Source organism: Curtobacterium sp. MCBD17_030, assembly GCF_003224255.1.
Taxonomy (GTDB): domain Bacteria; phylum Actinomycetota; class Actinomycetes; order Actinomycetales; family Microbacteriaceae; genus Curtobacterium.
Window position 1 is genome coordinate 61,143 of record NZ_QKLI01000008.1, and the last position, 21,127, is coordinate 82,269.

Genomic DNA, 21,127 nt, shown 5'->3' on the forward strand with positions numbered 1-21,127 from the left:
TTTCAGTGGGCGGACAAGAACCGGTCGAAGACCTCGACGGTTCCCTGCGGGTTCTCGATCTGCGGTCCGTGGTAGCTCGCCGGGATGACCTCGTACTCGGCGCCGGTGTCGGTCGCCATGGCGCGCTGCCACGGGATCGGCCAGGCACCGTCCCACTCGCCGTGCGTGACGAGGACGGGCAGCCCGGTGGCGCGGAGTTCGGCGGAGCTGTCGGTGTGGTCCTCGAGGATGTGCCCGCCGGCGACGATGCTCAGGGGGCTCGTGGCGTCGAAGCGTTCACGGACCATGCGGACGTCGTCGGGGAGTTCCTCGTCGGGGCGGTACGCCCACAGCGGGTTGGTGGCGTCGAACAGGGTGCGGTTGTTCCCACCGGTGTCGTGCATGATCGTCAGCTCGGTGACCTTGCGGTAGGGCCAGCCGTACGGTCCGGAGCAGAACTGCACGACGGACCGGAACGAGCGAGGCGACGCGATCGCGGCGGCGCGGATGATCACGCCGCCGAGCGAGTGCCCGATCAGGTGCACGGGAGCGCCGTCGTCGAGCAGGCGTGCGACGCGGACCACGTCGGCGGCTTCCTCGTCGAGCGTGTAGCTCTGGGGCGAGCCCGGCGCTGCCGAGTCGGCCTGCCCGCGGCGACTGATCGCGACCGCCGTCCAGCCGGCGTCACGGAGGAGGGGCATGAACGTGCACCAGTCCTCCTTCGAGCCGGTGTACCCGGGGACGACGAGCACGACGCCCTTCGACGGACCCGACGGGACGACGCGGTAGGCGGTGAGCCGGCCGACGGGCAGGTCGATGCCCACGACGTCGACGCCCTCGGGGGTGGGCAGGTGGCCGAACGGCGGGACCGTGGGGAACGCATGCAGGTTCATGGCGCCAGTCTCTTGCGCGGATTCGGCACGGCGTCCAGCAGGGCGACCGTGTAGTCGTCCTGCGGGTGCTGCAGCACGTCGGCGGTCCGCCCCCGCTCGACCACGGCGCCGTCGTGGAGCACCATGATGTCGTCGGTGATGAGCCGGGCACTCAACAGGTCGTGCGTGATGTAGAGGAGCGAGACGCCCCACTGCTCCCGCAGGTCCTCGAGGAGCGCGAGCACCCCGGCGCGGAGCGTCACGTCGAGCATCGAGACCGGCTCGTCGGCGATGATCACCTGCGGGTCGCTGGCGAGCGCCCGTGCGATGACCACGCGCTGCCGCTGCCCGCCGGAGAGCTGGTGCGGGAGCTTCTGTGCGAACTGCTCCACGGGCGTCAGGCCCACGGTCTCCAGGAGCTCGAGCACGCGGCGTCGGGCATCGCGCCCGCGGAGCCCGGTGTAGTTCACGACCGGACGGGTGAGCGTGTACTCGACCGTGTGCAGCGGGTTGAGCGCCGAGTACGGGTCCTGGAACACCATCTGCACCTCGGAGCGCAGATCCCGCATCCCCCGGCGTCCGAGCTTCGCGACGTCGAGGTCCCCGAAGCGGACCGTGCCGGTCGTCGGCTTCTCGACGCCGGTGAGCAGCTTCGCGATGGTCGACTTGCCGGAGCCCGACTGGCCGACGAGCGCGAGGGACTGCCCCGGCTCGAGTGTGAACGACACGTCGCGGACGGCGCGGACCGGGTCCTCACCACGACGGGGCGCCGGGTACGTCTTCACGAGGTGGTCGACGACGATCGGGTTCCGCGCCGCGCTGCGCTCCCGCGAGCCGACCGTGCTGAACGACGAGGTCGCCTGCTGGCGCTTCTCACCCGACGCGGCACGGAGCGAGCGGTCCGGGAAGCCGGGCAGGCTCACGACCGATGCGCGCGGGTCCGCGTAGTGCGAGAGCAGCATCTGCGTGTACGGGTCCTGCGGGGCACGGAGCACCTCGCGCGACCCGCCGTCCTCGACGATCCGGCCCTTGTGCATGACGAGGACGCGCTCGGTGGCCTCGAGCACGATGCCGAGGTCGTGGCTGATGAGCACCGCCGTGAAGCCCTCGGCCCGCTGCAGCTCGATGATCGTGTCCATCACCGCGTGCTGCACGAGGACGTCGAGCGCCGTGGTCGGCTCGTCGAACACCATGAGCTGCGGCTCGAGGGACAGCGCGAGGGCGATCGACACGCGCTGGCGCATGCCGCCGGACAGCTCCCCGGGGAACCGCGCGAGCATCGAGTCGGGGAGCTTCACCTTGCCGACGAGCTCCCGCATCCGGCTGTCCCACCGCTCGCGTGGGACGTGGCCGTGGGCCGTGAAGACGTCGATGAAGTGGTTCCGGATCGTCCGCACCGGGTTGAGCGCGTTCATGCCGGACTGCAGCACCATCGCGAATCCGCCCTGGCGCTGCTGCCGGAGCTCCTCGTCGCCGAGGTCGCGGATGTCCTTCCCCGCGAACACGATGCTGCCGCCGTTCGTCCGCGCCGGGGGCTTCTGCAGTCGGGTGAGCGCGTAGCCGAGCGTCGACTTGCCGGAGCCGGACTCGCCGACCAGCCCGACGAACTCGCCCTTCCGGAGCGAGAACGACACGTGGTCGACCGCCTGGACGGCGGTCTGCCCCGACGACTCGTAGACGACCGACAGGTCGCGGACGTCGAGCAGGACGTCGGATCCTGCGGAGCCGGTGGTTCCGTCGGACGTGTCGGACGGGAGGCCCGTGGCGGCGCCGGTGCGTGCCTCCAGTCCGGTGGTGGGGACGGGACGTGCGCCGCTCATGCGGTCGCCTCCTTGCGCTTCGGGCGCGCGCCTTCGCGCAGCCGCGGATTGGACACGGCGTCGACGCCGAAGTTGATCAGGGTGAGGCTCATCGCGAGGAGGGCGATGCAGAGCCCCGGGGCGAACAGCAGGATCCACTGGCCGGTGAGCAGCGCGTTCGAGTTCTGCGCCCAGTAGAGGATCGTGCCCCAGCTGACGATCGAGGAGTCCCCGAGGCCGAGGAACTCCAGGCCCGCCTCCGCCAGGATCGCGCTGGTCGCCGCCCCGAAGAAGCTGCCGACGATCAGGGACGTCATGTTCGGCAGGATCTCGCGGAAGACGATGCGGGTCGCCCCCTCGCCGGAGAACTGCGCGGCCGTCACGAAGTCGCGGCCGCGCAGGGACTGCGTCTGGGAGCGGAGCACACGCGCTCCCCATGCCCAGCCGGTGACGACGATGACCGCGATGATGACCGCGATGCCGCCGTTCTGCAGGTACGCCGCGATGACGATCATGAGCGGCAGGCCCGGGATCACCAGGAACAGGTTCACGACGAACCCGATGACCTCGGCGATCCAGCCGCGGACGTAGCCCCAGCTGAGGCCGATCGCGACGGCGACGAGCGTGGACAGGATGCCCGCGACGGCGCCGACCATGACCGAGATGCGGGCACCGTAGATCAGCTGGGAGAGGACGTCCTCGCCGGCGGCGGTGGTGCCCATCCAGTGGTCGGGCGTCGCGTCGGCGGACCGTGCGAAGCCGTTCTGGCTGGCGCCGTACGGGGCGAGGAGGGGCGCCAGGATCGCCACGAGGACGAACACGGCCAGGATGATGATGCCGATCCGGGCCTTCGTGTTCGACCAGACGACGCCGAACTGGCGAGCGGCTGACCTGAGCTTGCTGGGGGCTTGGGCTTCGTCTTGCGTGCGTACTGCGACGGTGGTCATCGGCGCGTCCTCGGGTCCAGGACGCCGTACAGCACGTCCACGATGAAGTTGGCGATGAGCACCGACACGGTGATCATCAGGAAGAGGGCCTGCATCAGCGGGTAGTCCTGGCCGATGACGGCGTTGAACAGCAGGTAGCCGATGCCCGGGTAGCCGAACACCTGCTCGACGAGCACCGAGCCGCCGACCACCCCGCCGAGTGCGAGCCCGAACCCGGTGAGGTTCGGCAGGATCGCGTTGCGCGCGGCGTAGCGGATCGCGACGGTCCGGCCGCGCAGGCCGTTCGCCTCGGCGAAGGTCACGTAGTCGTCACCGAGCGTGTTGATCATCGCGTTGCGCATGCCGATGATCCAGCCGCCCAGGCTCGTCACCAGGATCGTCACCGCCGGCAGGACCGCGTGCTGCAGGGCATCACCCACGAACGCTCCGGAGAGGCCCGGCGTGGTCGTCGCCGAGTACGCGCCGGTGGTCGGGAACCAGTGCAGGACGTAGCCGAGGAAGAACAGCAGGAGCAACGCCGTCCAGAAGTACGGGAACGTGGACATGAACGACCCGGACAGGGTGGGCAGCGAGTCGAGCCAGGTGCCGCGCTTCCAGGCGGCCCCGACACCGATCAGGGTGCCGAGGACGAACGCCAGGATCGTCACGACCCCCACCAGGATCAGCGTGTACGGCAGGGCCTTCCCGACCAGGTCGCCGACCGGCTGCGGGTAGAACGTGTAGCTCGTCCCGAAGTCGAGGGTGACGACCTGGTGCAGGTAGCTGACGTACTGGTCCCAGAGGTTGCCGGTCGGGACGCCGAGCTGCGCCTCGATGGCCTTGCGGGTGGCGTCGGTGACCGGCCCGTTCTGGCTGAGCTTCGCGAGGGCCGCATCGCTCGGACTGCCCGGCATGAGGCGCGGCAGCACGAAGTTCAGCGTGACCGCGGCCCAGAGGGTCAGGACGAAGAGGACGAGTTTCTGGACGATGTACTTCACTTGCCCTGCTCCTGGACGATCGCGCGCCCTGCGGCGCTGTCCCGCAGCCGGAGCTTGGTGAAGATGAGCAGCGGTGCCGAGTCGTAGTTCTGCGGGGCCATGTAGGGGTCCTCCGCACTCGGCCAGCCGACGAACTTGCCGGTGTTGAACAGGCCCCAGAGACCGCCGTGGTACATACCGATCACGGGCAGCTGGTCGTACACGATCGTCTGCAACTGGTCGAGGATCTGCTGCTGCCGGGCCGTGTCGGTCGTCGCCTTGTACTCGTCGAGCAGGCGCTGCGTCGCCGGGTCCCGGTACCGCTCGTAGTTGTTGACGGTGGGCTTGCCGACGGGCTGGTAGAACTCGGTCGACATCAGCGAGTTGAACGCCTGGTAGACGTCGCCGTTGCCCATGCCGCCCATCGCCATGTCGAAGTCACCGTTGTTGATCGCCTGCTGGTAGCCGGCGGGCTGCGGGGCCTTGATGGTCACCGCGACGCCGATGGCGGTGAGGTCGCGGCGGACCTCCTGCGCGGCACGGAGCCAGTCCGCGTAGCCGTTCGCCGTGGTGATCGTGATCGCGAGCTGCTTGCCGTCCTTGACGATCTTGCCGCCCTGCTCCACCCAGCCGGACTTCGCGAACGCGGCCTTCGCGGCGGCGACGTCCTGCGTCACCATGCCCTTGTCGGGGATGTCGGGGTTCGCGTACCGCTCCTGGTTCGGCAGGATCAGGCCGGTCTGGGCCGCGGCGGTGAGGTTGCCCTCGGTCGCGGTCTCGGCGATGTCGTCGCGGTCGAGGGCGAGCGAGATGCCCCGGCGGACGTTCACGTCGTCGTACGGCGCCTTCGTCAGGTTGGGGATCAGCCCGATCACGCCCCCCGGCGGGAACCACCAGGTGTTGGTGCGGGACGCGGCGCCCCATGTGCCCTCGACGTCGGAGATGAACGAGTACGACCAGTCGTAGCCGCGGGTCACGGTGTCGAGCTGCGTGTTGGTCGCCGGCAGGATGAGGTGCTTGATCGCGATCTCGTCGGCCTGCCAGTACCGACGGTTCTTGTCCATCGAGTACTGCTGGTCGGTGTAGTTGCCGAGGACGAACGGGCCGGTGCCGATGGGGTTCGGGTCCCGCCACGTCGTCGGGTCCTCCACCTTCCCCCAGTGCCGCTCGCCGAGGATGTACGTCTGGCCGATGATCGTCAGGCTCGGGACGTCCTCGGACTCCAGGTGGAAGACGACGTGGTCCCCCTGCTGCTCGATGGTGTCGATGTGCTGCCAGGCACCCTTGACGTCCATCGCGGGGAACTTCTTCAGCAGGTCGAACGTGAAGACGACGTCCTTCGCGGTGAACGCGTCACCGTTCGACCACTCGACACCCCGGCGGATCGTCATGTCGATCGTCTTCGCGTCCGGCTGTTCCCACGAGCTGGCGAGCCACGGGTTCCGCTTGCCGTCGAGGGGGTTCACCTCGATGAGGGGCTCGTACATCCACTTCGACGCCGTCCGGGCGTTCGTGATGTACGGGTTGAAGTTGCGGTCGAACAGCGGGTTGCCGTGGTCGGCGTTGATGAGCATCGTGTCCTTGCCGATGCTCGGGTCCGGCTCCGACCGGACCTGGATGCTGCAGCCGGTCGCCGTGATGGCCACGACCGCGATGCCGGCGAGGGCAGCGGCGAAGCGAGCACGGCGGGTGCGCTGTGGGGGAAGCGTCATTGCTCGGTCGACCTCCGTGTCGAGTGGGTACGAGGGTCAATGTATGCGCTTACATCGCGGTGCGCAAGTCGCAGTCCGCACGTCGCGCAGCACGCTAGAGCTCCGGGGGGCAACTCTCGCGGAGCAGCACCTCGACGGGCAGCCGGACGGCACGCGGTGGTCCCTCACGGCGGTCCAGTCGGTCGACGATCGCCCGGACCGCCGCACGCCCCAGGTCCCCCATCGGCTGGTGCACGGTGGTCAGGCGCGGGGTCGAGTACCGCCCCGCGTCGATGCCGTCGAAGCCCGTCACCACGACGTCGTCCGGCACCCGCAGCCCGCGCGCCAGGACGGCGTCGAGCACCCCGAGCGCCGACTGGTCGTTCGAGCAGACGATCGCCCGCGGCACCCGCTCGTCCAGCAGCGTCCGGGCCAGCTCACGGGCCCGGACCCGACCGAAGTCGCCGTGCACGGTCCGGACCGCCGTCGGCGCGAGCCCGTGGTCCTCGAGCGCTCGCCTGAACCCGGCGGTGCGCTCCTGGTCGTCCGGGGAGTCCACCGGTCCCGCCACGTAGGCGATCGACCGGATGCCGAGCCGACCGATGACGTGGGCGGCGAGGGTCCGCATACCCGCGGCGTTGTCGACGCTGATCGAGTCGAAGCCGCGCGAGCGCCGGTCGTCGGCGAGCACCACCACCGGGATCCGGCGGGCGACGTGTTCGAGGAGCTCGTCCGGCACGGTCTGCGCCAGGACCGCCAGCCCGTCGACCCGGCCGGCGACGTCGTTCACGATGACGTCCCGCGACGGACCACGGCCGGCCGCCACCATCAGCGCCAGCCCACGCTGCCACGCCTCGGTCTCGGCGCCGCGCAGCACCTCGTCGAAGTACAGGTTCGAGGACGTCGGCTGGGTGACGTGCCGGCGGTCGTCGACGATGCGCACACCGCCGTCGGTGACGACGTCCGGCCGTTCGTCCGGCACGACGTCGAACCCCGGCAGCAGCAGACCCACCACGCCGGTCCGGCGTCCGGCCAGCGCGCGGGCGTTCCCCGAGGGGACGTAGCCGAGGGAGCGGATCGCCGCCTGGACACGGTCCCGGGTGCCCTCGCGGACGGCGTCGGGCGTGCGGAGGACGCGGGAGACCGTCGCGATCGAGACGCCCGCGGCCGAGGCGACGTCGTACACCGTGGGAGGTGCGGTGCCCTGCGTGGTCACGCCGTGCCTCCCGTCGCGGTCGGAGCCGCGGGCAGCCCGCCCGGCGACGCCGACCATCCTAGGCAGCGTCGGTTCTCCACAGGTCCAGCCCGGGGCCTTGCGGACGACAGCGCGCAGGACGACACTGGCCCGACCAACAGGGGAAAGGACGATCAGATGTCACAGTCGACTCCGTCCGGGCGCAGGGATGCGTACCGGCTCTCCACCGACGAGGCCGAGGTGCGGGAGGCCCTCCTCGACCACGACGCCGACCCGCACCTGTCGTGGGTGACCGCCCAGCTCGACGGGACGGAGGAACGTCCGCTGGTCGAGTAGCGGCCACGTCCACTGGTCGAGGAGCGGCCACGTCCACTGGTCGAGGAGCGGCCACGTCCACCGGTCGAGGAGCGACCGGAGTCCGGGCCGCATCGGTCAGGCCCCGGCCGCCAGCCGCTCCGGTGCCCCGACGATCGCCATGCCCGCACCGCGGAGCCGACGCCGCTCCTGGGCGATGAAGCCCAGCAGCCGGTCGTTGGTCCCCGCGACGTGGGCGGCGACCAGTTCCGCAGCGCGGTCGGCGTCGCCCTGCTGGACGGCGTCGAGGATGTCGCTGTGTTCCTGCCACGCGGCGTCGCGGGCCTCGGGCGTGCGGACCTCGATCCACCGGGTGCGCTCGAGCCGGGTCAGTGCGTCGGCCACGGCGTCGGTGACGAAGCGGTTCCCGCCGAGCGCGGCCAGGTCCAGGTGGAACGTCGAGCCCATCGTGATGCCGGCCTGCTGGTCCGGGGTCGGTCGGAGGGCGTCGAGGTGCGCGCGGACCTCGGCGAGCGCCTCGGGCTGCGCGCGGGCGACGGCCAGCCGGGCTGCGGCGGGCTCGAGGACACCGCGGAGTTCGGCGAGCGAGGCGATCTCGTCGAGGTCGATCGGGGTGACCGTCCACGAACGCCCCTCGTGCAGGATGAGCCCCTCGCGTTCGAGGCGGGACAGCGCGGCACGGACGGGGGTGCGCGAGGCGTGGAAGCGCGCTTCGAGCCCGCGCTCCGAGATGCGTTCCCCCGGCGCGATGTCGAGCGTCAGGATCGCGGCACGGAGGTTGTCGTAGAGCTGGGCCGTCTGCGACACGGGTGCTGCGTCGGTCGGTTCGGTCACGGGCATCCAGCGTAGTGCCGTCGGACCACCGTTGGTATACCGTTCCGGTACACCAGCCGAGTCGAGACGGGGAGCGCGTGGTCCGGACACCTGCCCGAGCGTGGACGATGCTCGCGCTCGGGGTCGCCGCGCAGGCCGCCGGGACGCTCGTCGTCACCGCACCAGCACTGCTCATCCCGCACCTCCACGCGCAGGGCATGCCACTCGCACAGGCTGGTCTGCTCGCGGCGGCCCCGACGGCGGGGATGGTGCTGACGCTCATCGCCTGGGGCGCGGTGACCGACCGGATCGGTGAGCGGATCGTGATCGCGGGCGGTCTGGTGCTCACCACGCTCGCGGTCGCCGGAGCGTGGCTGGCGGATGACGACACGGTGTTGCTCGGGGTCGCGTTCCTGGCAGCCGGGATGACGAGCGCCTCGACGAACGCGGCGAGCGGCCGGGTCGTCGTCGGCTGGTTCCCGAAGGAGCGGCGGGGCCTCGCGATGGGGATCCGGCAGATGTCGCAGCCGCTGGGGGTGACCCTGGCGGCCGTGACGGTGCCCCGGCTCGCCGAGGCGTCGGGCATCCGCAGCGCGCTGGTCCTGCCGGTCGTCCTGTGCGCGGTGCTCGCGGTGGTCTGCGCGGTCGGGATCGTGGACCCGCCGCGCCCGTCCCGTCCGGCGACGACGACGGCGGCTGGCGATGCCGGTGCGGCCGCCAGCACCGCGAACCCCTACCGCGCCACCGGCTTCCTCTGGCGGATCCACGCGGTCTCGATCCTGCTCGTGGTCCCCCAGTTCACCCTGTCGACCTACGGGTTGGTCTGGCTCGTCACCCTCGGCTGGTCGACCGCCACCGCCGGACTGCTGGTCGGGGCGGCGCAGTTCGTCGGCGCGATCGGCCGGATCCTGGTCGGGTTCTGGAGTGACCGGGTCGGCTCCCGGGTCGGGCCGCTGCGGGTGGTCGCCGTGTCGGCCGCCGCGGTGATGGCGGTCCTGGCCCTGGTCGACGTCGCGCACCTGCCCGCGGCCGCCGTGGTGCTGGTCGTGGCGACGAGCGTCACGGTCGCCGACAACGGGCTGGCCTACACGTCGGTCGCCGAAGCCGCCGGCCCCTCGTGGTCCGGTCGGGCGTTGGGCGCACAGAACACCGGGCAGTTCATCGCGGCGAGCGCCGTCGGCCCGGGCATCGGCGCACTGGTCGGGCTGGTCGGCTTCGCCGGGTCGTTCCTGCTGGTGGCGGCGCTGCCGGTACTGGCGCTGCCGCTCGTGCCGCGGGCGGACCGGTCGCACGACTGACCCGCGACACCGACTGACCCGCGTCGCTCCGGGGCGACGGACGGGAGGGGCGACGGACGGGAGGGGCGACGGACGGGAGGCCCGTGGCGGCGCCGCCACGAGCCTCCCGTCCGTCATCGGCTCACCCTCTGCCGCGCCGGGTGGGGGTCAAGCCCCCGGGATGGCCGGCCCGGTCCGCCAGCGGAGCAGTGCGGCGGCCGGTGCACCACCCGGCAGTGCCGCGGTGTTGGCGTACACGACCTCGGCGTCGGTCAGGAGCGCCGCGCGGACGATCCCGACGGGTGCCGGGACGGGCCCGAGCACGGTCGCGCCGAGTGCCTGCTCCGGCGCGGTCGCGATCCACGGCGCTGCGTCGAGGGCCAGGACGGTGCGGTCCTCGAAGCCCGCGGGGTCGAGGACCACGATCGAGGGCTGCGCCTGCTGCAGGGCCTCGACCACCGGGCCGAGTCCGGCCGCGACCTCGCCGTCCCCGCGACCGTCGTGGGTGCGGAGCAGGTCCTCGACGTCGTGTCGGCGCTGGGCGACGACCCGGGCGAGGGCGATGTCGACGTGCTCGCGGACGCCGTCCTCCGACGCGTCAGAGGCGCGGGGGTCGATCGGCACCTCGGACAGGAGCGGCGCGGTGGCCTTCGTCTTCGACAGTTCGGTGATGAGCAGCTGGCGGGCACGGATGTCCCCGGCGACGATCACGAGCCGGGGCGACAGCCGGTCGACGGCGTCCTGCACGGCGGCGGCGACCTCGGACTCGTTCTGCCGCCACAGCTCCTCGGTGTGGTGCTGCCAGCGCAGGTGCGCCCAGCCACCGCCCTGGAACTTGTGGAGCGTGTCGGTCCGACCCTGCACCTCCTGCTCGTCGCGCTGGTCCGGGTGATCGGCGTGACCGAGACGGTACGCCCGGTACCCGCCGCCACCGCGTCCGACCTCGACGACCAGGAACGGGACGTCGAGCGGCCGGTGCGCCAAGAGCGGCACGAGGTCGGGGACAGTTCCGTGCCCGACCGACTCCGGTCCGTGCATGTGCCCGGGGAGCACCTCGCTGAGCACGAGCTCGCCGTCGTGGACGAGCACGTACCGGTTCACGGGTGCGGGGACGCCCGGCGTCTCCTCGAGTTCCGCCATCACGGTGTCGATGACGGCGGCGTCGGCTCCGGCGGCCCGGAGCGCGTCCTCGGCCTTCCGGCGCTGCAGGGCGGCGAGGTGTTGCGGGTCCTCGCGGTCCCCGGAGGCGTCCACGTAGGCCCAGGTCCACGTCCCGCCGCCAGCCAGGCGGGAGCCGAGTGCCCGACCGTCCTCGGTGGTCTCATTCTGCGTGATCGGCATCGTCGCCTCCAGTCGTCGCGGTGCTCAGGTCGGGGGTGGTCGGGGTCGCGTCGGGCATGGCCGCGTTCGTGGCGGTGACGTCCGCCGCGTCGTCATCGGCACCGGCCGTCGAGGTCGAGTAGACCGTCGCGTCGGCGCCGTCCCCGCTGCCGTCCGGTTCCTCGGCGGCGACGCCGGCCGGGTCATCGGGGGCATCGACATCGGTGGTGTCGTCGACGAGGGTGCCCTCGAGGTCGCCGTCGTAGCCGGACGCCCGCAGGGTCTCGGCGTCGTCGGTGTCGTCGGGCATCGGTTCGGACTGCCGGAACTCCTCGACGTGGGCGTTGCTGCCGTGCCCCTGGACGATGCTCTGCGCCTCGTGCGCGAGCTGGTCGTCGAGCTCCGGGTTGTGGGTGGTGTTCCCGCGTTCGATCATCGTTGCTCCTCTCGTGGGCATCCCACGGTCCGCGAGCTTCCCTGACCCCGTTCGCAGGTGCCGCGCCCTGGTGGACGGGCGACCGATCCGCGCCGCGGCGGACGATGCTGACAGCAGCGGAGCAGGAACCGACCACACTGGACTGCACGACGGCGTGCCCCCGCAGGCCCGGCCGCGCCACCCCCCGTGCACCGGTGCGGGGCCTCACGGAAGGACTGGTCGAGGTTGACCTCTGCCGCACTCGACGACCTGCACTCGACCACCCCCGGCTCGACGTCGCGACGGGCACCGCGTGCCTCGTTGCACACCGACGCGCCGTCCCTGTCGTTGAACGGCGACTGGGACTTCCGGTGGTCACCGGTGGCCGACGCCCCGGGGTTCGAGGACCCCGACGGGTGGGGGTCGCTCCCGGTGCCGTCGCACTGGGTGCTGCACGGTCACGGTGCGCCGAGCTACACGAACGTGCAGTACCCGTTCCCGGTCGACCCGCCGCACCCGCCGGACGAGAACCCGACCGGTGACCACCGCCGGACGTTCACCCTGCCGGACTCCTTCGACGGGGCAGCGCGCGTGCTGCTCCGCTTCGACGGGGTGGAGTCGCACTACCGGGTGTGGTTGAACGGCACCGTCGTCGGGTGGTCGACCGGGTCCCGGCTCGCCACCGAGTTCGACGTGACGTCGCTGCTCCGCCCGGGGTCGAACGAGATCCGGGTCCGGGTGCACCAGTGGTCGGCGGCCTCGTACCTGGAGGACCAGGACCAGTGGTGGCTGCCCGGCATCTTCCGCGACGTCACCCTGCTGGCACGACCCACCGCCCCGATCGACGACGTGTTCGTGCGCGCCGGCTGGACCGCGGCACCCGGGGACGTGGTGTCCGCCGGGACGGCTGCGTCCGGTCGGCCGTCGACCGGGACGGGCACGATCTCGGTGCCGACGATCGACGCCGTGTTCCCGGTGCGCTTCGCCGTAGCCGAACTCGGCGTGGACGTGACCTGGGCCAGCGCCGACGACGTCGCCCCGATCACCGTCGAAGGCGTCGAACCGTGGAGCGCCGAACTCCCGCGGCTGTACGACGCGACGCTGACGTCGGGGGGCGGCGGCGCTGTCGGCGACTCCCTCGATGGGGAGACCGTGTCGCTGCGCCTGGGCTTCCGGAGCGTGCAGATCGTGGGCGACCGTTTCCTGGTCAACGGCGAGCGCGTCGTGTTCCACGGCGTGAACCGTCACGAGACGCACCCCGTCCGCGGCCGGGTGTTCGACGAGACCCACGCCCGCGCCGACATGGCGCTCATGAAGCGGAGCAACGTCAACGCGATCCGCACCTCGCACTACCCGCCGCACCCGCGGGTGCTCGACCTGGCCGACGAGCTCGGCTTCTGGGTGGTCCTGGAGTGCGACCTCGAGACGCACGGCTTCGAGTTCCAGGGGTGGCTCGGCAACCCGTCCGACGACCCGGCGTGGGAGGACGCCTACCTCGACCGCATCGCCCGCACCGTCGAGCGCGACAAGAACCATCCGTCGATCGTGATGTGGTCGCTCGGCAACGAGTCCGGCACCGGACGGAACCTCGCCGCGATGGCGCAGTGGGTGCACTCCCGCGACCCCGAGCGTCCGGTCCACTACGAGGGCGACTACTCGGGCGAGTACACCGACGTCTACTCCCGGATGTACCCGACGCTGCAGGAGACCGAGTCGATCGGCGGCGGTCCGGCCACCCCCCTGCTCGGGTGCGGTCCCGCCGAGGCCGCACGACAGCGGTCGAAGCCGTTCATCCACTGCGAGTACGTGCACGCGATGGGCAACGGCCCCGGGCAGATAGCCGAGTACGAGGCCCTGGTCGACCGCTACCCACGCCTGCACGGCGGCTTCGTGTGGGAGTGGCGGGACCACGGACTGCTGGCGCACACGGACGACGGCACGCCCTACCACGCCTACGGAGGCGACTTCCACGAGGTCGTCCACGACGGGAACTTCGTGATGGACGGCCTGGTGCTGCCGGACGACACCCCCACCCCGGGGCTGGCCGAGTTCGCGGCGGTCGTCGCGCCGGTCCGCCTGTCCGTCTCGGACACCACGGTGCTGGTCGAGAACCGGTACCACTCGGCCTCCACCGCGGGGCTGCGGTTCTGCTGGACCCTCTCGCGGAACGGCGTCGTCGAGGCGTCCGGGCGGCTCGCCCCCGGGATCGTCGCGGTGCGGCAGTCCGCCACGGTGCCGGTACCCGACGAGGTGCTGGCGGCAGCCCGGGCCGATGCGGACTCCCTCGCGCCGGGCGACGAGCTGTGGCTCGACGTCGTCGCGGAGCTCGCCGGTCCGACCGCCTGGGCGGACACCGGGCACGTGGTGGCACGCACCCAGACGCTCGTGGCGAGCCGACCGGCGGCGGTGCCACGGGCCTCCAGTCCAGGTTGGGACGGCGACCGTCTCGGGGAGGCGACCTTCACGGCACGCGGTGACCTCGCGACGTTCAGGGGCCATGACGTGTCCGGCCCGCGGCTCGAGCTGTGGCGCGCGCCGACGGACAACGACCGTGGTGCCTCCCAGGGCGGGTACGAGACTGCGGATCCGGTGCTGACCCTCGGCGTCGGTGACCCGACGGCACCCTCGTCGGCGTCTCGGTGGGAGGCCCGAGGTCTCGACCGTCTGACCCACCGGCTGGTGTCCGTGACGCGGACCGACGACGGCCTGGTGCAGCGGGTCCGGGTCGCGGCCGCGAACAGCGGGGCCGGCGTCGAGGTCACGCACCGGTGGACCCTGACCGACGCCGGACTGCTGCTCCGGACGGACGCCGTGCCGTTCGGCGGCTGGGACGTCACCTGGCCGCGGATCGGCGTGCGCATCGACCTGCCCGCCGCGCTGCTGTCCGAGACGGCCTCGTGGTTCGGGACCGGGCCGGACGAGTCGTACGCGGACTCCTCGCACGCGGCACGGGTCGGGCGGTTCCAGGCCCCGGTGTCGGCGATGACCACGCGCTACTCGATGCCGCAGGAGAGCGGGCACCGGCCGGAACTCCGGACGCTGAGCGTGGGGCCGATCACCGTGACGACCCTGCCGGATCCCGCATCGGGGCACCGCGCCGGGTTCACCCTGACGCCGTGGACCGCGCAGCAGGTCGGGCGTGCCGGGCACCCGCACGAGTTGCCGGTGCCGGACGCGCTGTACCTGTACCTCGACGACGCGCAGCACGGGCTGGGGAGTCGGGCGTGCGGGCTGGACGTGCTGCCGGAGCACCAGCTCTGGCCGAGCGCGCGAAGCTGGAGCGTCCTGCTGGCGTAGCGGGGGGCGCCGGGGCCGTTGGCGCCAACGGCACCCGGTGCCGGCTGGCGCCGCACAACAGGAACCCGTCCGAACCAGGGGATCCCCCGGTTCGGACGGGTTCCTGTTGCGCCCAGCCGCAGCGCCAGCGCGGCGCGGTGCGGCGTCAGCCGCGCGCGATCGCCCCGGCGGCCGTCGGGTCGGCGCCGTCGAGGAACTGCGTCAGCCGCTCAGCCTCGCCCGGCTCTTCGATCGCCTCGGCCGCTCGGCGCAGCGCGAACAGGCTCCGGAGCACGCCACGGTTCGGCTCGTGCGACCACGGCACCGGCCCGGCTCCCCGCCACCCGGCCTTCCGCAGGGCGTCGAGGCCGCGGTGGTACCCGACCCGGGCGTACGCGTAGGACTCGACGGTCGCGCCGCGTGCCCATGCCTCGTCGGCGAGCATCGCCCACGCCAGGCTCGACGCCGGGGAGGACACCACCACCGAGGCGACGGGAGCGCCCGCCGCCAGGGCCGCGTCCACCTCGGGCTCGGCGGCCAGCAGCGTCTCGGGGTTGGTCGAGGGGTTCGGGAGCAGGTTGTCCGGCATGCCCGCCACGCTACTTGAGCCGCCCGGTCACTTCAGCGGGTCGTGTCCCCAGTTCATGAGCGAGTACCGCCACCGGGTGTCCTCGACGTCGCCGGAGGGCCGCTGCTCCATGTGCCGCGCCACGTACCCGACGACCTTCCGCATGTGCGCGTAGTCGTCGTCGGTGTACTCGCCCTGCTTCTTGCGGAGGATCCGCACGATGTGCCGCCCGGACTCGTGCCCGGTCGACTCGGAGGCACCGTCCTTCTTCTGGCCGACCTCCTTCGACTCGTCGGAGTCCAGCCAGTCCTGCAGCTGCGAGGCGGTCATGTTCACCGCGTCGGCGAAGTCGTCCCGGGTCTGCTTCTCGTCGTCAGCCATGTCGGACATCTTGCGCGGCGCGACTGCGCGGTCGTACGGTGAGTCGTACCCCGTCGTCACGCGGGGCCCCGGTGCGGGACGACCGACCGACGGCACGGGTGGCGGCCACGGGGCCTCCCGACGGGAACGGATCCGGCATTGCGCGAGACCACCGGCACTGCGCCGCAGCAGCCGCTGTCCCTGCGCTGACACCGTGACCTCGCTCGCCTCTCCGCGGGTCTGCCGCCTCCGCGGCTGACGGTGTCGTGCGCCCGCACGACCACCGGAGGCATCGCCATGCCCATCAGCCCGTCCGTCGTCCTGCACGACGTCTCGTTCACCTGGCCCGACGGCTCCGTCGCGCTCGACCACCTCACCGCCGCCTTCGGCCGCGGTCGCACCGCCCTGGTCGGGAGGAACGGTGCCGGCAAGTCGACCCTCGTCCGGCTGGTCACGGGTCAGCTCGCCCCCACGTCGGGCACCGTCACGACGACCGGCCCGGTGGACCACCTGCCGCAACGACTCGCTGACATCGGGTCGCGCACTGCTGATGGAGGCCTGGAGGCCCGTCCCGCCTCCCCGCGCACGGTCGCCGACGTGCTCGGGGTCGGCCCGCAGGTCAGGGCGCTCCGGGCCGTCCTCGCCGGGGACGCCACCCCGGAGCTCTTCGACGTGGTCGGTGACGCCTGGGACGTCGAGGAGCGCGCCGGGGTCGCCCTCGCCGCACTCGACCTCGGCCCGGCGGACCTGGACCGGCCAGTCGGCACACTGTCCGGCGGCCAGGCCGTGCTCGTGGCGGTGGCGGGCATCCGGCTCCGCGGTCGGCCGATCGCGTTCCTCGACGAGCCGACGAACAACCTCGACCGCCGAGCACGTGCCACGCTCCTCGACATGGTGGACCGGTGGCGCGGGACCCTCGTCGTGGTGAGCCACGACCGGGAACTGCTCGAGCACGTCGACGAGGTCGTCGAGCTCCGCGACGGTGTGCTGACCGTGTTCGGCGGGACGTACTCGGCGTTCGAGGAGCACCTCGCCGTGCAGCAGGCCGCGGTCGAGCGCGAGGTCCGGGTCGCCGAACAGCGGCACCGTGCCGAGAAGCGTCAGCGCATCGAGGCCGAGACGACGATCGCGCGACGGGCGAAGGCAGGCGCGGCCTCGGCGTCGTCGATGCCGAAGATCGTGGCGAACGAGCGGCGGAAGCGCGCCGAGGCGACGGCAGGTCGGCTGCGCTCCGGGCACACGTCGGCCGAAGCGGCAGCGCTGGCGATCGTGCGGGAGGCCGGCCGGCGGGTCCGTGACGACGAGCACCTGCACGTCGAGCTGCCCGACCCCGGGGTGGCCGCGTCCCGCCGGATCGCGACCGTCACGGTGCGCGGCCGGACGATCGTCGTGCAGGGGCCGGAGCGCATCGCCGTCGTCGGCGACAACGGCGTGGGCAAGACGACCCTGCTCGAACACCTCGTCGGACTGCCCGGAGCGCGGCGGCACCTTCTGCCGGAGACGACGGCCGTGCCGCACACCGACCGGATCGGCTACCTGCCGCAGCGGAAGGACAGCCTCGACGACGATGCGACCGTCCTCGAGAACGTCCGTCGGGTCGCCCCGGACATCGCACCAGCCGAACTGCGGAACCGGCTCGCGCGGCTGCTCGTCCGGGGCGACACGGTCGACCGGCCCGCCGGAACGCTGTCCGGCGGGGAGCGGTTCCGGGTGGCGCTGGCCGGCCTCGTGCTCGCCGACCCGCCGCCGCAGCTGCTGGTGCTCGACGAGCCGACGAACGACCTCGACATGGCGAGCGTCGACCAGCTGGTGACGGCCCTCCGGGCGTACCGGGGTGCGCTGGTGGTCGTGAGCCACGACGACACGTTCCTCGACCGGCTGGACCTGGACGGACGGGTGCACCTGCGCTGACGACACCGGCGGCCAGCGCCGGGCGTCGGCGTACGGCGTCGGGCTCGGGCGTCGGGACCGGTCCGCCGTCAGCGCCGCCGGGACGGCCGGATCGAGAGCACCTCGACCGTGCCGCGCTCCGGCAGGTCGACGACGGTGCGGACCGCGTCCGCGACGTCGGACGGCGCGAGGTAGTAGTCGGTGTCGTAGTCCTCGCCGAGCTTCTCGGTGAGGGCTCGCTGCATGTCCGAGTCGGTACGGCCCGGGTGCACGCTCGACACCCGCACGCCGTTCGCCCGCTCCTCTTCACGCAGCGCGTCGGTGAAGGCCCGGAGCGCGAACTTCGAGGCCGCGTACACGCCGCCCCCGGCACCGGCGGTGAACCCGGAGCCGCTGTTGATCGACACGACGATGCCCCGCGCCGCCCGGAGGCCCGGCAGCGCCACCCGGGTGAGCTCGGCGACCGCGAAGACGTTGGTGGCGAAGACGGCCTCCCACGTGTCCCGCGGGGTGTCCGCGATGCGGGTGCCCTGTTCGACGCCGGCCGAGTGCACGAGGACGTCGATCCAGCTCGGCACGGCCGGCAGGTCCCCGGCGCCCAGGTCACCGACGAAGGGCTCCGCACTCGGCAGCTCCGCGACGACGGCGGCGACTGCGTCGGCGTCGCGTCCGCCGACGAGCACGTGGTGCGTCCGGCCCAGGTCGGCCGCGACCGCGCGGCCGATGCCGCGGGTCGCTCCGGTGACGAGAGCGACCGGACGGTCGTTGGCGGGGCTGGAGACGGGGACGGGAGGCTCGGTGTCGGTCACGCAGGCCAGCCTACGGAACCGGTACCGGGCCTCCCGTCCGGGTGGCGTGTCCGGAGACTGCTCAGTCGTCGTCCTTGGTCTCGCCGGCGCTCTGCCGGATGCGGATGCCCTGCAGGACGTCCTCGGCGCGCTTCTCGTCCTGCTTCTCGGTCTGGCGGGTGTCGCGCTCGGGGAGCTGGATGTCCTCCTCCGCCTTGATGCCCGCCTGGAGCTCGCGGCCGCGCTCGATCTCGGCGTCGAACTCGGCGCCGAAGAGCAGCGCGTTGTTCGTGATCCAGATCCAGAGCAGGAAGACGATGACTCCACCCAGTGAGCCGTACGTGGCGTTGTAGTTCGAGAAGTTCCCGACGTAGAAGCCGAACCCGACGCTCGCGATGATCCAGATGAGCAGCGCGATGATCGACCCCCCGCTGACCCAGGTGAACTTCGGCTGCTTGACGTTCGGCGACCAGTAGTAGAGCACCGCGATGATGACGACCGCGATGACGAGCAGGATCGGCCACTGCACGATCGACAACACCAGGGCGGCAGCGTCGCCGAGGCCGATGACGTCGCCGAAGCTGCGGGCGAGCGGCCCGGACACGAGGGCGAGGAGGCCGATCACGAGGAGGACGACCGTCGTCACCGTGACGCCGAGCATCGTCGGGCGGAGCTTCCAGATCGGACGTCCCTCGCGGACGTTGTAGATGCGGTTCATCGCGCGGCCGAACGCGCCGACGTAGCCGGAGGCCGACCAGAGCGCACCGAGGATACCGACGATGAACGTCACCGGCGCTGCGGGCGAACGGACCAGGTTCTCGACCGGTCCCCTGATCAGCTTCACGACGTCCTGCGACCCGATGTTGCCGATGATGTCGAGCAGCGTCTTGATCGTGGTGTCGGCCTGACCGATGAGGCCGAGGATCGACACGACCGCCAACAGCCCGGGGAAGAGCGCCAGCACGGAGTAGTACGTCAGGCTCGCGGCCAGGTCGGTGCACTGGTCGCTGGTGAACTCCCGCAGGGTCTTCTTCAGTGTGTAGACGACCGTGGGCTTCTTCAGGTCGGTCGGGGAGTCCGGCTTCCGGGGGTCGTCCGCCGCCGGCTTCTGTGCTTCCTTCGCCATGATCAGCCCTTCGCTGCCTTCGTGATCCGCTTGAGGACCTTCTTGTTCCGCTTGGCGTCCTTCTTCCGACGCTTCTCGGCGGCCTGGCGTTCCTGGTACACGGGGTTGCCCGTCGGGTCCTTCCGCGTGAACACCGGGACGCCCTTCGACTGTCCGTCCTTGCGGACCTTGACCGGCTTGAACACCGGGACGGGGGCGGGCTCCCGGAGAGCGGAGAGCCGCCCGGCGGGCTCGTTCCGGATGCGGGCACCGACGATGATCGTGGCGACACCGGCTGCGGCGGTCAGGGCGACGGCGACGAGCGGCGTCGGGTCACGGTGCCAGCGCTGCCGGGTCTTCGCGAGGGCGAGGCGGGTGCGCGCGGGGACGTCGGACTTCTGCCGGATCCGCGTCACCGTGTCGACGATGCGCTCCCGGGTCCGTACGTTCCGGAGCTCGAGCTCGGGCATGGAGTCGTTGGGCATATTCCCTGAGTACACGCTCCGCGGTGAGTGCACGCGCTGGCGTGCGGTCCGCGGACGTGCAGTGGGCGATCCGGAGCCGGACGCACACCCAGGGGTGTCGGCCTAGCGTCCGCCGCATGCTGTTCCGGGACGTCGCCGAGGGCATCCACCGCCTCGAGCTCGCACACACCAACACCTACCTGGTCGAGACCGGGGACCGACTGCTCGTCGTCGACGCCGGGCTGCCCGCCGTCTGGCCGCACCTGCTGCTCGCCGTCCACGACCTCGGCTACTCCCCCGACCGGGTCGAGGCGCTGCTGCTCACGCACGGGCACTTCGACCACGTCGGGACGGCGGCGAGGATGCACCGCGAGTGGGGCACCCCCGTGTACGTGCACCCGGGCGACCGTGACCTCGCAGCGCACCCGTACTCGTACCGGCCGCAGCAGAACCGGTTCGGGTTCGTCGTCGCGCACCCCGGCGGCCTCCGACCGCTCAGCCGGATGCTGCTGGCCGGCGCCGCGACCGTCGACGGCATCGACGAGGTCGAGACCCTGGAGTCCCGTGCGGACGTCCCCGGGAACCCGTGGATCATCGAGACGCCCGGCCACACCGACGGGCACGTGGCGCTGCACTTCGCGGACCGGGACGCGGTGATCGCCGGCGACGCGCTGGTCACCTTCGACCCGTACACCGGCGGGATCGGCCCGCGGGTCGTGGCGCCCGCGGCGACGGCGGACATGGCGACCGCTGTGGCGTCCCTCGACCTGCTCGTCGACACCGAGGCGCAGCACGTCCTGCCCGGGCACGGCCCGTCGTGGTCGCGGGGGGTGCGAGCCGCGGTCGCCCAGGCGCGGCGGGCGGCCGGCGCGGCCTGACGCGCCCGGTCCGTCGCCCGGTCGGTCGCCCAGGTCCGGCGCCCGAGGTCCCCCGGTCGGGCGCTCGGTCGGGCGCCCGGTCCGTCGCCGAGGTTCCGAAATCGCGGCATCTCGACGCCCGAGGTGCCGCGATCCCGGCACCTCGGGGGAGTACGCGCGGCGAGTTGCGACATCTCGGACGCGCACGCCGACGGCACGCGGGAGCGCGGGACCGGGAGG

The 21,127-nt window shown here is 72.1% G+C and carries 19 protein-coding genes; 5 read left to right on the plus strand and 14 right to left on the minus strand.

All coding sequences use genetic code 11. From position 1 onward, the window contains the following. Window positions 1-2: 2 nt before the first annotated feature. The 6 genes from DEI89_RS09245 to DEI89_RS09270 all read right to left on the minus strand — a co-directional run bounded on the left by DEI89_RS09245 (window position 3) and on the right by DEI89_RS09270 (window position 7,517). Window positions 3-872 (minus strand): alpha/beta fold hydrolase, encoded by an 870-nt coding sequence (locus DEI89_RS09245; RefSeq protein WP_110903759.1) that lies wholly within the window; start codon window positions 870-872, stop codon window positions 3-5. Continuing rightward, a complete protein-coding gene (locus DEI89_RS09250) occupies window positions 869-2,671 on the minus strand; it encodes an ABC transporter ATP-binding protein (protein ID WP_258368830.1) in 1,803 nt (600 codons plus the stop codon). Before DEI89_RS09250 ends, DEI89_RS09245 begins: the two co-directional genes overlap by 4 nt. Beyond that, window positions 2,668-3,597, minus strand: a complete 930-nt coding sequence (locus tag DEI89_RS09255) for an ABC transporter permease (RefSeq protein ID WP_110903760.1) — start codon at window positions 3,595-3,597, stop codon at window positions 2,668-2,670. Before DEI89_RS09255 ends, DEI89_RS09250 begins: the two co-directional genes overlap by 4 nt. Continuing rightward, a complete protein-coding gene (locus DEI89_RS09260; RefSeq protein ID WP_110903761.1) occupies window positions 3,594-4,574 on the minus strand; it encodes an ABC transporter permease in 981 nt (326 codons plus the stop codon). Before DEI89_RS09260 ends, DEI89_RS09255 begins: the two co-directional genes overlap by 4 nt. Further along, complete coding sequence (locus DEI89_RS09265) at window positions 4,571-6,265, minus strand: ABC transporter substrate-binding protein (RefSeq protein ID WP_258368831.1); 1,695 nt, start codon at window positions 6,263-6,265, stop codon at window positions 4,571-4,573. Before DEI89_RS09265 ends, DEI89_RS09260 begins: the two co-directional genes overlap by 4 nt. A gap of 94 nt (window positions 6,266-6,359) precedes the next feature. Beyond that, on the minus strand, window positions 6,360-7,517 hold the full coding sequence (locus tag DEI89_RS09270) for a LacI family DNA-binding transcriptional regulator (RefSeq protein ID WP_110903762.1): 1,158 nt from the start codon (window positions 7,515-7,517) through the stop codon (window positions 6,360-6,362). Window positions 7,518-7,616: 99 nt separating this feature from the next. On the opposite strand from DEI89_RS09270, the gene DEI89_RS17655 reads away from it, so the two are divergent. Next, window positions 7,617-7,775 (plus strand): hypothetical protein, encoded by a 159-nt coding sequence (locus tag DEI89_RS17655; protein ID WP_181421567.1) that lies wholly within the window; start codon window positions 7,617-7,619, stop codon window positions 7,773-7,775. 96 nt (window positions 7,776-7,871) lie between these two features. On the opposite strand, the gene DEI89_RS09275 is transcribed toward DEI89_RS17655, so the two are convergent. Continuing rightward, window positions 7,872-8,588, minus strand: a complete 717-nt coding sequence (locus DEI89_RS09275) for a GntR family transcriptional regulator (RefSeq protein ID WP_258368832.1) — start codon at window positions 8,586-8,588, stop codon at window positions 7,872-7,874. 107 nt (window positions 8,589-8,695) lie between these two features. Here DEI89_RS09275 and DEI89_RS09280 point away from each other — a divergent pair, with 107 nt between their 5' ends. After that, complete coding sequence (locus DEI89_RS09280) at window positions 8,696-9,865, plus strand: MFS transporter (RefSeq protein WP_110903764.1); 1,170 nt, start codon at window positions 8,696-8,698, stop codon at window positions 9,863-9,865. 147 nt (window positions 9,866-10,012) lie between these two features. Here the strand turns inward: DEI89_RS09280 and DEI89_RS09285 are convergent, their stop codons facing one another. Both DEI89_RS09285 and DEI89_RS09290 read right to left on the minus strand, forming a co-directional pair. Continuing rightward, window positions 10,013-11,185, minus strand: coding sequence for a Vms1/Ankzf1 family peptidyl-tRNA hydrolase (locus tag DEI89_RS09285; RefSeq protein ID WP_110903765.1), 1,173 nt, complete (start codon window positions 11,183-11,185; stop codon window positions 10,013-10,015). Continuing rightward, window positions 11,166-11,600 carry a hypothetical protein gene (locus tag DEI89_RS09290; protein ID WP_110903766.1) on the minus strand — a complete coding sequence of 145 codons (435 nt, stop codon included), beginning with the start codon at window positions 11,598-11,600 and terminating at the stop codon, window positions 11,166-11,168. The genes DEI89_RS09285 and DEI89_RS09290 overlap by 20 nt, the downstream gene beginning before the upstream one ends. A gap of 225 nt (window positions 11,601-11,825) precedes the next feature. Here DEI89_RS09290 and DEI89_RS09295 point away from each other — a divergent pair, with 225 nt between their 5' ends. Beyond that, on the plus strand, window positions 11,826-14,876 hold the full coding sequence (locus DEI89_RS09295) for a glycoside hydrolase family 2 TIM barrel-domain containing protein (RefSeq protein ID WP_110903767.1): 3,051 nt from the start codon (window positions 11,826-11,828) through the stop codon (window positions 14,874-14,876). Between the two features lie 145 nt (window positions 14,877-15,021). On the opposite strand, the gene DEI89_RS09300 is transcribed toward DEI89_RS09295, so the two are convergent. Continuing rightward, the gene (locus DEI89_RS09300; RefSeq protein ID WP_110903825.1) at window positions 15,022-15,444 is read right to left on the minus strand and encodes a DUF3151 domain-containing protein; all 423 of its coding nucleotides are present in this window, start codon (window positions 15,442-15,444) and stop codon (window positions 15,022-15,024) included. Between the two features lie 27 nt (window positions 15,445-15,471). Continuing rightward, entirely contained in the window at window positions 15,472-15,804 is a 333-nt protein-coding gene (locus tag DEI89_RS09305; RefSeq protein ID WP_110903826.1) for a DUF3140 domain-containing protein, read from the minus strand. A 276-nt stretch (window positions 15,805-16,080) separates the two neighbouring features. On the opposite strand from DEI89_RS09305, the gene DEI89_RS09310 reads away from it, so the two are divergent. Further along, window positions 16,081-17,694, plus strand: a complete 1,614-nt coding sequence (locus DEI89_RS09310; protein WP_110903768.1) for an ABC-F family ATP-binding cassette domain-containing protein — start codon at window positions 16,081-16,083, stop codon at window positions 17,692-17,694. Between the two features lie 68 nt (window positions 17,695-17,762). Here the strand turns inward: DEI89_RS09310 and DEI89_RS09315 are convergent, their stop codons facing one another. From DEI89_RS09315 to DEI89_RS09325, 3 genes are all read right to left on the minus strand, one after another. Beyond that, entirely contained in the window at window positions 17,763-18,482 is a 720-nt protein-coding gene (locus tag DEI89_RS09315) for an SDR family oxidoreductase (RefSeq protein ID WP_110903769.1), read from the minus strand. A gap of 61 nt (window positions 18,483-18,543) precedes the next feature. Then, on the minus strand, window positions 18,544-19,587 hold the full coding sequence (locus DEI89_RS09320) for a YihY/virulence factor BrkB family protein (protein WP_110903770.1): 1,044 nt from the start codon (window positions 19,585-19,587) through the stop codon (window positions 18,544-18,546). A gap of 2 nt (window positions 19,588-19,589) precedes the next feature. Next, window positions 19,590-20,051, minus strand: coding sequence for a hypothetical protein (locus DEI89_RS09325; RefSeq protein ID WP_146236725.1), 462 nt, complete (start codon window positions 20,049-20,051; stop codon window positions 19,590-19,592). 116 nt (window positions 20,052-20,167) lie between these two features. Between DEI89_RS09325 and DEI89_RS09330 the strand changes: the two genes are divergently transcribed. Next, entirely contained in the window at window positions 20,168-20,908 is a 741-nt protein-coding gene (locus DEI89_RS09330; protein WP_110903772.1) for an MBL fold metallo-hydrolase, read from the plus strand. Window positions 20,909-21,127: the final 219 nt, after the last annotated feature.

Coding starts and splice junctions, on each gene's coding strand:
- DEI89_RS09250 (WP_258368830.1), bottom strand. CDS start 2,671: ATGAGCGGCGCACGTCCCGTCCCCACCACCGGACTGGAGGCACGCACC.
- DEI89_RS09320 (WP_110903770.1), bottom strand. CDS start 19,587: ATGGCGAAGGAAGCACAGAAGCCGGCGGCGGACGACCCCCGGAAGCCG.
- DEI89_RS09245 (WP_110903759.1), bottom strand. CDS start 872: ATGAACCTGCATGCGTTCCCCACGGTCCCGCCGTTCGGCCACCTGCCC.
- DEI89_RS09255 (WP_110903760.1), bottom strand. CDS start 3,597: ATGACCACCGTCGCAGTACGCACGCAAGACGAAGCCCAAGCCCCCAGC.
- DEI89_RS09280 (WP_110903764.1), top strand. CDS start 8,696: ATGCTCGCGCTCGGGGTCGCCGCGCAGGCCGCCGGGACGCTCGTCGTC.
- DEI89_RS09290 (WP_110903766.1), bottom strand. CDS start 11,600: ATGATCGAACGCGGGAACACCACCCACAACCCGGAGCTCGACGACCAG.
- DEI89_RS09305 (WP_110903826.1), bottom strand. CDS start 15,804: ATGGCTGACGACGAGAAGCAGACCCGGGACGACTTCGCCGACGCGGTG.
- DEI89_RS09285 (WP_110903765.1), bottom strand. CDS start 11,185: ATGCCGATCACGCAGAATGAGACCACCGAGGACGGTCGGGCACTCGGC.
- DEI89_RS09270 (WP_110903762.1), bottom strand. CDS start 7,517: ATGGTCGGCGTCGCCGGGCGGGCTGCCCGCGGCTCCGACCGCGACGGG.
- DEI89_RS09330 (WP_110903772.1), top strand. CDS start 20,168: ATGCTGTTCCGGGACGTCGCCGAGGGCATCCACCGCCTCGAGCTCGCA.
- DEI89_RS09310 (WP_110903768.1), top strand. CDS start 16,081: ATGCCCATCAGCCCGTCCGTCGTCCTGCACGACGTCTCGTTCACCTGG.
- DEI89_RS09300 (WP_110903825.1), bottom strand. CDS start 15,444: ATGCCGGACAACCTGCTCCCGAACCCCTCGACCAACCCCGAGACGCTG.
- DEI89_RS09325 (WP_146236725.1), bottom strand. CDS start 20,051: ATGCCCAACGACTCCATGCCCGAGCTCGAGCTCCGGAACGTACGGACC.
- DEI89_RS17655 (WP_181421567.1), top strand. CDS start 7,617: ATGTCACAGTCGACTCCGTCCGGGCGCAGGGATGCGTACCGGCTCTCC.
- DEI89_RS09265 (WP_258368831.1), bottom strand. CDS start 6,265: ATGACGCTTCCCCCACAGCGCACCCGCCGTGCTCGCTTCGCCGCTGCC.